General features: G+C 62.3%; 12 protein-coding genes. 4 read left to right on the forward strand and 8 right to left on the reverse strand.

What is annotated here, in order from left to right; translation table 11 throughout:
* Positions 1-100: 100 nt before the first annotated feature.
* From BN1130_RS15315 to BN1130_RS15325, 3 genes are all read right to left on the reverse strand, one after another.
* Positions 101-2,368, reverse strand: a complete 2,268-nt coding sequence (locus BN1130_RS15315) for an alpha amylase C-terminal domain-containing protein (protein ID WP_042042997.1) — start codon at positions 2,366-2,368, stop codon at positions 101-103.
* Positions 2,369-2,655: 287 nt separating this feature from the next.
* Entirely contained in the window at positions 2,656-3,210 is a 555-nt protein-coding gene (locus BN1130_RS15320; protein ID WP_042042998.1) for a cytochrome b/b6 domain-containing protein, read from the reverse strand.
* On the reverse strand, positions 3,191-3,559 hold the full coding sequence (locus tag BN1130_RS15325; protein ID WP_042042999.1) for a cytochrome b562: 369 nt from the start codon (positions 3,557-3,559) through the stop codon (positions 3,191-3,193). Before BN1130_RS15325 ends, BN1130_RS15320 begins: the two co-directional genes overlap by 20 nt.
* Positions 3,560-3,849: 290 nt before the next feature.
* Between BN1130_RS15325 and BN1130_RS15330 the strand changes: the two genes are divergently transcribed.
* Both BN1130_RS15330 and BN1130_RS15335 read left to right on the forward strand, forming a co-directional pair.
* A complete protein-coding gene (locus tag BN1130_RS15330; RefSeq protein ID WP_084218226.1) occupies positions 3,850-4,263 on the forward strand; it encodes a Spy/CpxP family protein refolding chaperone in 414 nt (137 codons plus the stop codon).
* An 86-nt stretch (positions 4,264-4,349) separates the two neighbouring features.
* Positions 4,350-5,558, forward strand: coding sequence for an MFS transporter (locus BN1130_RS15335; protein ID WP_198135291.1), 1,209 nt, complete (start codon positions 4,350-4,352; stop codon positions 5,556-5,558).
* An 82-nt stretch (positions 5,559-5,640) separates the two neighbouring features.
* Here BN1130_RS15335 and purD read toward each other — a convergent pair whose 3' ends face one another.
* Together purD and purH are read right to left on the reverse strand one after the other, a co-directional pair.
* Positions 5,641-6,930: a phosphoribosylamine--glycine ligase gene (gene purD, locus BN1130_RS15340; protein WP_042043001.1), complete on the reverse strand. Its 1,290-nt coding sequence runs from the start codon at positions 6,928-6,930 to the stop codon at positions 5,641-5,643.
* A 72-nt stretch (positions 6,931-7,002) separates the two neighbouring features.
* Positions 7,003-8,595, reverse strand: coding sequence for a bifunctional phosphoribosylaminoimidazolecarboxamide formyltransferase/IMP cyclohydrolase (gene purH, locus BN1130_RS15345; protein WP_042043002.1), 1,593 nt, complete (start codon positions 8,593-8,595; stop codon positions 7,003-7,005).
* Between the two features lie 465 nt (positions 8,596-9,060).
* Between purH and zntR the strand changes: the two genes are divergently transcribed.
* Positions 9,061-9,495 (forward strand): Zn(2+)-responsive transcriptional regulator, encoded by a 435-nt coding sequence (zntR, locus tag BN1130_RS15350; RefSeq protein ID WP_042043003.1) that lies wholly within the window; start codon positions 9,061-9,063, stop codon positions 9,493-9,495.
* A 146-nt stretch (positions 9,496-9,641) separates the two neighbouring features.
* The gene (locus BN1130_RS15355; protein ID WP_042043004.1) at positions 9,642-9,881 is read left to right on the forward strand and encodes an alternative ribosome-rescue factor A; all 240 of its coding nucleotides are present in this window, start codon (positions 9,642-9,644) and stop codon (positions 9,879-9,881) included.
* Between the two features lie 90 nt (positions 9,882-9,971).
* Here BN1130_RS15355 and hemW read toward each other — a convergent pair whose 3' ends face one another.
* The 3 genes from hemW to BN1130_RS15370 all read right to left on the reverse strand — a co-directional run bounded on the left by hemW (position 9,972) and on the right by BN1130_RS15370 (position 12,775).
* Positions 9,972-11,117 carry a radical SAM family heme chaperone HemW gene (hemW, locus tag BN1130_RS15360; RefSeq protein WP_042043005.1) on the reverse strand — a complete coding sequence of 382 codons (1,146 nt, stop codon included), beginning with the start codon at positions 11,115-11,117 and terminating at the stop codon, positions 9,972-9,974.
* A gap of 144 nt (positions 11,118-11,261) precedes the next feature.
* The gene (gene rdgB / locus BN1130_RS15365; RefSeq protein WP_042043006.1) at positions 11,262-11,855 is read right to left on the reverse strand and encodes an RdgB/HAM1 family non-canonical purine NTP pyrophosphatase; all 594 of its coding nucleotides are present in this window, start codon (positions 11,853-11,855) and stop codon (positions 11,262-11,264) included.
* A gap of 200 nt (positions 11,856-12,055) precedes the next feature.
* The gene (locus tag BN1130_RS15370; RefSeq protein ID WP_042043007.1) at positions 12,056-12,775 is read right to left on the reverse strand and encodes a metallophosphoesterase; all 720 of its coding nucleotides are present in this window, start codon (positions 12,773-12,775) and stop codon (positions 12,056-12,058) included.
* Positions 12,776-12,819: the final 44 nt, after the last annotated feature.

Here is a 12,819-nt window from a genome sequence, read left to right on the forward strand (position 1 = left end):
AGAAGAGTGATGGTGCTTGGCCCCATGAAAGGCCTCCTGCCCTGTGGGCAGGAGGCCATGGGAATGCCCGAGGGTCATAGGGGCATCCTCCCTCTGCGGCTTACTGGGCGCTCAGGCTGTAGGTCAGGGTCTGATCGTTGAAGCGCACACGGTACTGGCCGCTGACCGGGGTGAAGATGTCAGCACCACCCTGCTCGGCCACACCATCCTTGTTGGTGTCGCCGTAGTTCTGGGTCCAGTCACCCTTGACGTCGAACTTGAAGCGCTGGTTTGCCTGGCCGTCGAAACTGACTTGCGCTTCCCACAGGTTGTCGGCGACCAACGTCATGGCCTGCGATCCCCAACCGTTGGGCGTACCACGGAACTGCAGGGTCGGCAGCACGCTGTTGTAGGCACCGTTGCCGTCAGTGACGGTCACGGTGGCGCTGGCGCTGGAAGTCAGCCCTTCGGTATCGGTGACGGTCAGGGTGATGGTATGGGTGCCCGGAATATCGAACTGGACCGTCTCAGTGGGGGCGCTGCCGCCGCTGGACCAGCTATAGCTTGCCACGCCCTCATCGTCGCGAGAGGCGGAGCCATCGAATACCACGCTCTCCCCCGTCTTGACGCTGAGGACCTTGGGCGAGAGGGCGGCCACCGGTGCCTGGTTGCTGGTGAGGGGGGTGATCGTATAGCGCAGGTCGCCTTCGCTCAGGGTGATGCGGTAGCTGCCCGCCCCGCTGACCAGGATATCCTTGCTGCTGCCCTTGTCGGCGATGCCGTCCCCTTCATTGTCGCCGTAGTTCTCTGTCCAGTTGCCGAAGACGTCGAACTTGAAGCGCTGGGCACCGGTGGCGTCACCGCTGCCGCTCAGTGTCAGGGTGGCGGACCAGACGCGGTTGGCATCGACTGTCATGGGGGTGTTGCCCCAGGCGTTGTGGGTGCCGCGCAGGTTCATGCTGCTGAACTTGTTGCCAGGCAGGGCGGTGCCGCCGCAGGGGCTGGCCTTGGTGCAGCCGGCGATGATGGCGGCGGCCTTCATGGCTGGCACGTTCAGGCTGGCCTTGCCGCTGCCGTCGACGGTGACATAGCCCCCGCTGCAGTAGTCATTGCCACCGAGCAGGTTGCAGTACTCGCCCGCCGGCAGGCCGGTCTGCACCGAGGCCACCAGGCTGCCGCTCTCGTTGTTGATGGCGACGAAACCCTTGTCTCCCCGACCGAAGGCTATCTGGTTGTTGCCGTTATCCCACCAGTGACTGACAGCTTGCCCCTCGGTTCTGTTGTGGAACAGGGCCATGTTCATGATGGTTGGCCGGCGCTGCTCGCAGTTCCACTGGCCATCGGTGCAGGGGGGGCTGCCCGGCGCCCCCTTGTCGGTTTCATAGGTGCCCATGTTCTCGAAGCGGTAGCCCGACATCACCTGCTTCCAGCCATAGGGCCAGGCCATCATGAAAGTGTTGGCCAGCTCATAGCGGGCACCGCTCATGAAGGTGAGCATGCCGCCGCCCCCGTGGCCGCGCTCGCGGTCGTGGTTGACCACGAAGACGAAGGCCTTGTTGGAGGGGAGCAGGCCCCAGCTCTCGCCGAGGGTCTTGAGGTTCTTGATCTGGCCGTTGAAGTTGGCGGCGAGATCCGTGCCGTATTTGAAGTCGGTGACTGTGTCTATGTAGGTGTAGCGACCCGGCTGGATGTCCGCCGATTCCCCGCCTGCACCTATCACCTCCAGATAGGCTTTGGGGCTGCCCGCCTTGTCGAGTATGGCCTTCACCTCGCCGGGGGCCATGTGCTTGGCCGCATCGATGCGAAAGCCCGCCACGCCCCAACCCAGCAGGGTCTTCATGTAGCTGGCTATCTGATCCTGCACGTAGGGAGAGCCGGTATTGAGATCCGGCATGCCGTAGAGGGCACCGTTCCAGACGTTGTTGCTGTCGCCGTAGTTGGTGATGTCACCGCTGTGGTGGAAGTCGTTGTAGCCGAACTGGGGGTACTGATATTGCCCCGAGTGGTAGCTGCCACCGCCGGTGGCGGTCCCGGTGCCCGAGGCCAGCTGGTTGAAGACGGCGTCGGCATAGACCTTGACCCCGGCCGCATTGCAGCGGGTGATCATGCTCCTGAGCTCCGCCTCGCTGCCGCCGAAGCTGTTGAAGTTCTTGAAGCTGACGGGCTGGTAGACGGTCCACCAGACCTGGCTGCCCTGCTTGTGTTCGGCGGGCGGCGTGATCTGGACACCACCGAATCCCTTGGGACCGAGTACGGTTTCGCACTCATTGGCGATGTCGTTGAACTTCCATTGGAACAGATGGACCATGACCCCTTCGGCGCTGGCTGTGTGGCTGAATGAGCCCAGCACCGCGGCGAGCATGGCGGTTCGAAACACTGTGTTGTGCATGACGATTTTCCCTTCGATCTTGTTATTGACGTGTCACTGTCTTTTGATATCGAACGGACCGCAAACTACCTCGTTCGGCTCAGTAGCATTGATGAAATCGAGGTAATTGAAAATCGAACAGCAGAGATTAATTAAGAATTGTGAATGAAAATGCTTTCATGGCGGCCGGGCAAAAGAGGGGGCGTCGCGCCATTGAGGGGGTAAAGCCGGTGCGGCCGCCTGGAAGAGGTGGCCTTGCGGTTGGACAAGCGGGGAAAGGAAGACGGGCACCCTGGTGCCCGTCTGCTTCAGGAGTGGGGTTCCTGCTGGCGCTCTGGCACCCGGCGCCGGCGGCGGGGCAGCATCCGGGTCACCAGGTTGCTGCGCTGACGCCAGGAGGTGTAGACGATGGCGCACAGGTGCAGGGCTATCATGGCCTGCAGTGCCCAGGTACACCAGACATGCCAGTCGTCCGCTCCCAGCTCGAAGCCGGTCTCGGTGTTCTGGAACCAGCCGCTGCCGGCGGTCGCCAGCACCAGCAGCCAGAGTGCCCAGACCGCCAGCTTGCCGCTGCCGTGATGGCCGGGTGCCGCGGGGGCGCGCTCGCTCATCTCTCTGGCCTGCAGGCGAAAATCCTCCCCGCTGGGGATCAGGGCGGCCAAGCGGGCATAGCCCTTGGCCAGGGTCAGCCCCCATAGCAGGCGCAAGCCGATGACCGACATGGCGAGGTAGCCCAGCCACTCATGCCACTCCTCCCCCGTTTCATTGAGCCAGAGGTTGGCGACACAGGCGGCGGCCAGGCTCCAGTGCGTCAGGCGTACCAGGATGTCCCAGCGAAAAGGATCAGCCTTTCTGCTTGGCATATTGGTGGTACTCCTTCTTCAGGTCATTGACCTTGGCCAGGTGCTCACGGGCCTTGGCCTCATCACCCGCCTTGAGAGCGGCCAGACTGGCATCCAGCTCGCCCTGTACCTCGTTGAGGCCCTCGAGGAACTTCTCCTGCTTGGCGGTTGGCATCTTGCGCGTCTTGGCGTCATCGATCTCACTGCGCATCTGGGTGATGTATTTTTCCATGGCGGCGGTATCGCTCGCCTTGGTTGCCTGCTTGTAGTTGAAGCCCATCTTCTTCATCGGCTGCTCCAGATCACCGGCCAGGGCGGGCAGGGCGATCAGACCAAACATCAGTGGTAGCAGGCGAGCAGTTTTCAACATGGGATCTCCTTAATTTGGTTGCAAATGAACCCTAGTTTGGGTTCTTACCCTGCATGATGCCATGAGGGACAGTGAACTGTTTGTGAATAGTTGGTTTTTTTGTGACAAAAGGTGACAGGGCATTAACCTTGCCCCAACCCTGGATGGCTCGTGCTCTTGGCTATCTCATTGGTCGGGAAGGGGGGGGGCGCGGGAAAGAGAATGGCGGGCCATTCAGCCAGGGTTTACGTTTCCCGGCGCGATCCGCGCTATAGATAGCAGGTACCTTTACCCTTGTGAGCGAATCATTCATGAAAATTACCCATTCCCTTAGCGCGATTGCCCTTTCTCTGTCTCTGGTGTTTGCAGGTTCCGCCATGGCCCAGGCGCCGGGCCCGGTCAATCATGGCTCCATCGAAGACATGATCGTCAAGACCCTGGAGCTGACGCCGGATCAGGTCAGCAAGATCAAGGCCATCCGCGCCGAGAGCGACCAGCAGATTGCGGGTATCGATCAGAGCAAACTCAGTAATCAGGCGCTGCAGGGCGCCATCAAGCATGGCACCTGGGACGATGGGGCCATCCGTAGCGAACTGGCCGAGGTGGGCAAGGTGCAGCAGGAGGTGCGTTACTATCGCACCAAGAAGATCTACGAGATCAGTAAAGTGCTGACCGCGGATCAGAAGGTCAAACTGGCCGAGATGCTGGACTCCGCGCCGCACTGATCCTCAGCCCTGCTTGATTGATGGAAGAGCCTCGGCCGCCATGGGCAGCCGAGGCTCTTTGCTTTGGTGGCTCCTGCGGCCTGGGGGTGGTTGCCTTTTCTTCGCAACGCTTTATCCTGCCGGACAACGAAGTCGAGCCGGGGTGGGACATACAGGTCAATGGAGAGGGCGCCGTCCTGGCTGCCGATCGAGAGTCCAAGCGAGCCGCCCTCGTGCTGGCGCTCTGCCTGCCCGGGGATACCCTGCTCTATCTGTTGCTGCCCATGCATGCCGAGTTGTTTGGCATCAGCTTGCTGGAGGCGGGCATCCTGCTGGCAGCCAACAGGCTGATCCGCATTCTGGGCTATGGCAACGTGGTGCGTTTCTATGGCCAGCGGGGAGACAGGTTCTGCTGCACCCTGGCCGCCTTGAGTGCCCTGCTCTGCGCCCTTGGTTACACCCTGCTCTCAGGTTTCTGGGCCCTGCTTGGACTCAGATTGCTGTGGGGGCTGAGTTTTGCCACCTTCAATCTCTCCACTCAATCTCTGGCGACCAGCGAAATGCAGGGGGCGGCGCGACGCAGTGGTCGCTCCCGGGCGCTCATCTCGGCAGGCCCGGCCCTGGCCCTGCCTCTGGGAGCCTGGTTGGCGCAATGCTATGGCCCCAGGCCCGTCTTCTTGCTGATGGCCCTTGCCGCCCTGATTGGCCTTGTCTGGGCCCGGGGTCTGCCCGAGCGCCCTCACCCCTTGACGCTCGATGGCAAACGGCGGCTGCGTGCCCCGGACAGCATGGCGGTCTGGTCCTTTATCGAGGGGCTGACCCTGGATGGTCTCTTCATCTTTGGTCTCTCCCTGCTGGCCCAATCCCAGCTGAGTGGCGGCGCCATTCTGGTGGTCGGCTGTCTGATGGCGGTGCGTTACCTGAGCGAGATAGCATTCAGCCCGCTGGGAGGGCATCTCGCCGAGCGATGGGGCGCCCTGCCCCTGCTGGTAGGCAGCTCGCTGCTGGCTTCCTTTGCGCTGTTGTTGTTTGGCCTGGACTGGTTCGTGGTCGGTGCCGGCCTGGTCTTGCTGCTGCGAGCGGTGCAACTGCCTCTGGTGGCCACCATAGTGGCGGCCCGTTATCCACAGCAGCGGATCCAGGCCCTGGCCAGCAACGCGGTCTGGCGTGACATGGGCGCAGGACTGGGCCCCTTGCTAGCCGGTTGGCTGGTACCCATGCTGCCCGGAGCCTGGCTTTATGGCGGCGCGGCCCTGGCCCTGGCGCTCAGTGCGCTGGCCTGTCTGAATCGGGGAAAAACCCCGAGGCGGCATTGATCCTGCGGGAATGCAGCGCAATAAAAAGGGCCCCGAGGGGCCCTTTTTCGTGGCGGGGGCGCGATTGCCCACACCTAGGGATTCACTTCCCTTGCTCGCGCTCTATGGCGCGCCAGCCGATGTCCCGGCGGCAGAAGACCCCTTGCCACTTGACCCGATCGGCCAGCTGATAGGCGCGGGCCTGAGCCTCGGCCACCGTCTGACCCAGCGCCGTGGCGCAGAGTACCCGGCCACCGCTGGTGACCACGGTATCGCCTGCAAAGCGGGTGCCGCCGTGGAACAGTTTCTCACCGGCGCACTCTTCGCTCGGCAACCCGCTGATGGGCAAGTCCCTGGCGTAGTCACCGGGATAGCCGCCAGCGGCCAGCACCACACCGATGGCCGCGCGGGTATCATAACGGGCCTCTTTACCCTCCAGCTCCCCATGGCAGGCGGCCAGGCAGAGCTCAACCAGGTCGGACTGCATGCGCAGCATGATGGGTTGGGTCTCGGGGTCGCCGAAGCGGCAGTTGAACTCGATCACCTTGGGATTGCCCTGGGGGTCAATCATCAGGCCCGCATAGAGGAAGCCTGAGTAGCGATTGCCTTCGGCGGCCATGCCACGCACGGTCGGCATGATCACCTGCTCCATGGCACGCTGGTGCACGAGATCCGTGACCACGGGGGCGGGGGAATAAGCCCCCATGCCACCGGTGTTGGGGCCGGTATCCTTGTCGCCGACCCGCTTGTGATCCTGACTGGTGGCCATGGGCAGCACCTGCTCACCATCGACCATGACGATGAAGCTGGCCTCTTCACCGGTGAGGAACTCCTCGATCACCACCCGGGCGCCGGCATCACCGAAGGCATTGCCGGAGAGCATGTCCTGCACCGCGTCTTCGGCCTCTTGCAGGGTCATGGCCACTATCACCCCTTTGCCGGCAGCCAGGCCATCGGCCTTGATGACGATAGGAGCGCCCTGGGCGCGCAGATACGCGAGGGCGGGTTCCACTTCGGTGAAGTTCTGGTAGGCGGCAGTCGGGATCTGGTGACGAGCCAGGAAGTCCTTGGTGAAGGCCTTGGAGCCTTCGAGCTGGGCGGCGGCAGCGGTCGGGCCGAAGATGGTCTGACCCTCGGCACGAAACGCATCCACCACTCCCTTCACCAGGGGGGCCTCCGGACCCACTATGGTCAGCCCAATCTGCTGTTCCTTGGCAAAGGCCAGCAAGGCGGGGATGTCGGTGGCCTCGATGGCGACGTTCTCGATACCGGGCTCAAGCTGGGTGCCGGCATTGCCCGGCGCCACGAACACCTGAGTGACCCGCGGGGACTGTTTGGCCTTCCAGGCCAGGGCGTGTTCACGACCGCCGTTACCAATTACCAATACTTTCATCGTCTGGGCTCTCCCATAGGAATAACGATTACGGATCTGAAGAGGGCTGCCTGGGCAGCCCTCAATGAATGATCAGTGGCGGAAGTGGCGCATGCCGGTGAACACCATGCACATGCCGTGTTCGTCGGCGGCGGCTATCACCTCGTTGTCGCGCATGGAACCACCCGGCTGAATGACGCAGGCGATGCCGGCGGCGGCGGCGGCATCGATGCCATCGCGGAACGGGAAGAAGGCATCGGAAGCCATGACGGAACCCGCCACCACCAGCCCTTCATCCTCGGCCTTGATGCCAGCTATCTTGGCGGAGTAGACCCGGCTCATCTGGCCTGCACCGACCCCTATGGTCTGGCCAGCTTTGGCGTAGACGATGGCGTTGGATTTGACGAACTTGGCCACCTTCCAGCAGAACAGCAGGTCTTTGAGCTCAGCCTCGGTCGGCTGGCGCTTGCTGACCACGGTCAGGTCAGCCAGGCTCACCATGCCATGGTCGCGCTCTTGCACCAGCAGGCCGCCGTTGACACGCTTGAGATCGAAACCCTGAGCGGCAGCGGCCCACTGGCCACACTCGAGCAGGCGCACATTCTGCTTGGCGGCCACGGCGGTGCGGGCTTCCTCGCTGATGCTGGGGGCGATGATCACCTCCACAAACTGGCGGGCGACGATGGCGGCGGCGGTGGCGCCATCCAGCTCGCGGTTGAAGGCGATGATGCCGCCAAAGGCGGAGGTGGGATCGGTCTGGTAGGCGCGATCGTAGGCTGCGAACAGGTCGTCACCGATGGCGACGCCGCAGGGGTTGGCATGTTTGACGATGACGCAGGCGGGCTCCGGGAACTCCTTCACGCACTCCAGGGCCGCATCGGTATCGGCGATGTTGTTGTAGGAGAGCGCCTTGCCTTGCAGTTGAATGGCGCTGGCCACCGAACCGGGGGCGGCCTGCTCTTCGGCGTAGAAGGCGGCAGCCTGATGGCTGTTCTCGCCGTAGCGCATGTCCTGCTTCTTGATGAACTGAGCGTTGAAGGTGCGCGGGAACTGGGACTCAGCGTCGCCCTCCTTGTTGTCGCCGTAGCTGGGCACCAGGGTGCCGAAGTAGTTGGCAATCATGCCATCGTAGGCGGCGGTGTGCTCGAAGGCGGCAATGGCGAGATCGAAGCGGGTGGCCAGCGTCAGGCTGTTGTCGTTGCCATCCATCTCGGCGATCACCCGGCCATAGTCGGCGGCCTTGACGACGATGGTGACATCTTTGTGGTTCTTGGCGGCGGAGCGCACCATGGTCGGGCCACCGATGTCGATGTTTTCGACCGCATCGGCGAGGGTGCAACCGGGCTTGGCGACGGTGGCGGCGAAGGGATAGAGGTTGACGACAACCATGTCGATGGGGGAGATGCCGTGCTGAGCCATGATGGCCTCATCCTGGCCGCGACGGCCGAGTACGCCGCCATGCACCTTGGGATGCAGGGTCTTGACCCGGCCATCCATCATCTCGGGGAAGCCGGTATAGTCGGACACTTCAGTCACCGGCAGGCCAGCCTCGGCCAGCAGCTTGGCGGTACCGCCCGTCGAGAGCAGCGCCACACCACGCTCGTTGAGTGCCTTGGCAAATTCCAATATGCCGGTCTTGTCAGAAACACTCAGCAGTGCGCGGCGAATGGGCCTGGCTTGTTCCATCACTCTATCGTCCTCAGGGTGCGGGGACTTCCATGGCAGGCAGGCGATAAGCGCAAGATGACACAGAGCGTCCCCAAATAAATGGATGTGGGGGTATTTCGCAAATCACTCTTTGGGGCCATCTTGGCCAAGAGTGTTTTAGGAAATGCCCGCTTGGTGCGATGCTCTCTTGTGGGCGCGTATTCTACACAAAAATTGTGAGCCATGGTGGATTTTTTATTTCAGCAACCCCTTATGTGGCAAGGGGCTAAACGTTTTCCGCTGTCGAGGTGGCAAACGTTTGTGATTTGAGTGGTTTAGGCCAGGAAGAGCTGTCTGTCGGGGCGCTGGCGTGGCTTTTCGGGCCTTGGCTGGCAATTGCGGGACAAAGGCGGGATAGTAGCGATATTTGGTGTCAAATGGCTTTTGCTTGCTGAGCCTGGCTCAAGGGCGCAGGCCGCTGATGGTTGGGCAGAAGGAGGATGAATGTACCGGATTGGAGAGTTGGCCAAGGCCTGCAAGGTCAAGGCGGATACCCTGAGGTTTTACGAGAAGAGTGGTCTGATAGCACCCAGCATCCGCAACGAGTCAGGCTATCGGCTCTACAGTGAGCAAGACAGACGGCGGCTGGAGTTTATCATCCGCGCCAAGTCGGTTGGCTTCTCCCTGGCGGAGATTGGTGAGCTGCTCGATCTTGATACCCACAAGGCCGAGGTGACCTGTCAGGAGGTCAAGGCGGTGGCCGATGCCAAACTCGCCCAGGTGGAGGAGAAAATCGCCGAGCTGATGCGTTTTCGCCGCAATCTCAGCGAGCTGTCGGAGATCTGCTGCGGCGGGGCCCGTTCCGCCGAGCATTGCGCCATCCTGGAGGTGCTCGAGTCCGGCACCGCGGGTCAGCATGAACATCATGCCCACGATTGACGAAAAAGGCCCAAGGAGTGGCGCCGCACACTGTTTGATGACAAGATTGCCGGGTTTTTGAGCGGGCGCCCCCTTGCCTCCCTATGGCGATGAGGGAAGACCAAGCTCACACTCGCGATCCCCAAGGGGTAATGAAGGAGCCAAAGATGGCCAAGAAGAGAGTAACACTGCTCAACGTGGAAACGGAGCAGTCAGGTGGCGGTGGGCACTATGCCCATCAGCGTGGCGAGATCAAAGATAACCACTTGCAGGCGCTGCTCGGGGATCCGCTGTTTCGGGCCCGGGTCGAGCAAAACAAGAAAGGCAAAGGCAGTTACCAGCGCAAGGCCAAATATGGCAAGCGGTGGGAGCCCGGCCAACAGCGGATGATGCGCGTCTGCTGCTGAGCGGGTTTCTACCGACGAACGGATAAGAGAAGGGCGCCGAGGCGCCCTTCTCTTTGGTGCTGACCAGATGGCATCAGCCCATCCCGGTGGCTACTCGTCCATAAAGAGTTCGAGCAACACATTGAGATAGCGGTGACCCAGCGCCGTCAGCTGCCAGTGATCCCCATGGTCATCGATCAGCTCCTTGCTGTGGGCGATGTCGAGCATGGTCTCGACCCGCTCAAGGGGCAGGCCGGTATAGGCCTCGAACTCCCACTTGGGCACGGGTTCGAACAGACGGAAGCGGTTCATGAAGTATTCGAGGGGCAGATCGGCCGCCTCGACCTGCCACTGGCTGTCGAGGTAGTCCCGCGCCGGATCAAGATACCCCTTGGGATGCTTGACCTTGGCACTGCGCAGCACTCTTTGCCCCACGAGATCGGTCACCTTGCCGTGGGCGCCACAGCCGATGCCCAGATAGTCGCCAAACCGCCAGTAGTTGAGATTGTGGTGGCACTGGTAACCCTCCTTGGCGTAAGCCGAGATCTCGTACTGGCGGTAACCCTGGGCGGTGAGCAGTGCATGGCCCCGTTCGTAGATGTCCCAGAGAATGTCGTCATCGGGCAGGGTCGGCGGCTTGGAGGCGAAGGCCGTGTTCGGCTCTATGGTGAGCTGATACCAGGAGAGATGCGGCGGCGCGCAGTCGATGGCCTGCTGCACGTCATAGAGGGCGTCGTCCAGGCTCTGATCCGGCAGGCCGTGCATCAAGTCCAGATTGAAGGTGGGCAGCGCGATGGCATGAGCCAGGGCGGCGGCCTTGCGGGCCTCCTCCGGGCCATGAATGCGGCCGAGACGGGTCAGCTTCTCCTGCTGGAAACTCTGCACCCCGATGGAGATGCGGTTGATGCCAGCCTGCTTGAAACCCGCGAATTTGTCCGCCTCGACGGTGCCCGGGTTGGCCTCCATGGTGATCTCGCAGTTTTCCATCAGCACAATCCGTGCCCGGACCCCGTCCAGCAAGGCGTGCATCGCCTCGACGGAGAGCAGGCTGGGGGTGCCGCCACCGATGAAGATGGAGTGCAGCGCCCGGCCCTGGGCCCACTTCAGCTCCCCATCCAGATCCTCGAGCAGGGCGGCCACATATTCCATGTGGGGCAGCTCACCCTTCTGGGCGTGGGAGTTGAAGTCGCAATAGGGGCACTTCTGGACGCACCAGGGCACATGAATATAGAGGGAGAGGGGCGGCAATTGCAGCATGGGATTATCCAGGGATCCAGTGAGGGGCCTGAGCCCCAGTGTATGACAGGGTGGGGGACAAGGGGGCGTTGGCAGTGCGAATGACGCGAGCCGGGCAATGAAACGGGGGCCTGGGCCCCCGTATCGACCATGACACAGCTGGCATCAGTGTGCGGCGAGGGCAGCTTTGAGCTTGGCGAGCGCCTGACCACGATGGCTGAGCTGGTTCTTGAGCTCGCTTGGCATCTGGGCGGCGGTGCAATCGTGATCCGGCACGAAGAAGACGGGGTCATAGCCAAAGCCGTGTTCACCACGGGGGGCATCAATGATGAGGCCCTCCCAGCTTGCCTGGCAGATGATGGGGGTCGGGTCATCGGCGTGGCGCATATAGACCAGCACGCACCAGAAGCGAGCGCTCTTGAGGTAGTCGGGGGCACCGTTGAGTTCCGCCAACAGCTTGTCCAGATTGGCTCTGTCGCTGGCTCCTGCCCCTGCGAAGCGGGCCGAGTAGACGCCGGGGCGTCCATGCAACAGATCCACTTCCAGGCCTGAGTCATCGGCCACGGCTGGCAAGCCGGTGAGGCGAGCGGCATGACGGGCCTTGATGATGGCGTTCTCGACGAAGGTGGTGCCGGTCTCATCGGCATCTGGCACGGCAAACTCGCTCTGGGGGATCACCTGGATCTTCATATCGGCCAACATGGCGGCCAATTCCTTGACCTTCTTCTGATTCCCTGTTGCCAGGACAAGCTTGTTCATCGTACACCTCCGCAAAAATAACCTGCGCATTCTACGGGCAGGACCTCGCCAGTCAAAGCGGCAATTAGCGAGTTTGCGCCGCCTGGCTGCAAAGAAGGAGCAAGATGGGAGGGAGAGGGGGTGGGAAGTGGCACCATGAGCGGATCACCCATGCCCGATGGGAGTCCAGGCAAGGGGCCGGGGGCCATCGATGAGGTCAGCTACAGCGTCAGGGTATCGGGTTCTAGCAGGGTGAGCTCACCGCCATAGACGGCGCCAGTGTCTATCCAGCAGAGGTTGCCATGACGCAGCCAGCCATGCTCAAGCGGGGTATGGCCCATCACCACCAGACTGACATTGGCTATCCACTGTGGCGGCTGGTTGAGATCGCGCTGTAAACGTTGGAGGCGACTGCGCTCCCACAGCATGTCTCGCCGGTGGCGGGTCATAAAGGTCGCATCGAGCTTGGCCCAGTCATGGCTGACGGGATCGGCATGGACCAGGCCAATGCGCCGCCCCAGGGCCGTGGTGAGGGTCAGCGCCAGGGGCAATCGGGCCAACTGCGGCAGCCGCCCCCTTATCTCGTCTTGGGCGGCGGGGCTCAACTCATCAAACCAGTCGCCGCCATTGCGGCGCCAGCGAGCCCGCTCCTGGGCGTGGTGTCTGGCGCGACCAGCACCGACTAGCCCCTCAGGGGTGAGGGCGTCGAGCAGCATGGCCTCATGGTTGCCGAGTACGGCATGAAACCAGGGCTGGTCGAGCAGGGCCAGACAACCTGGGCTATCCGGTCCTCGGTCGATGAGATCCCCCACGGAGCAGAGTCTGTCTCCTGCCGCCGGATCGAAGGCGAGCCGGGCCAGCGCCGCCTGCAGCTGCCCCAGGCAACCATGGAGATCGCCGACGATCAGGGTGCGACCCGGGACACTGATATGGGGGGGCATGAGGCCTCCAGCAGGTTAAGGGGGCTTGGGTTACTATCGGTCAG

The sequence above is a fragment of the Aeromonas rivuli genome, assembly GCF_000820045.1.
In the GTDB taxonomy this organism is placed as follows: domain Bacteria; phylum Pseudomonadota; class Gammaproteobacteria; order Enterobacterales; family Aeromonadaceae; genus Aeromonas; species Aeromonas rivuli.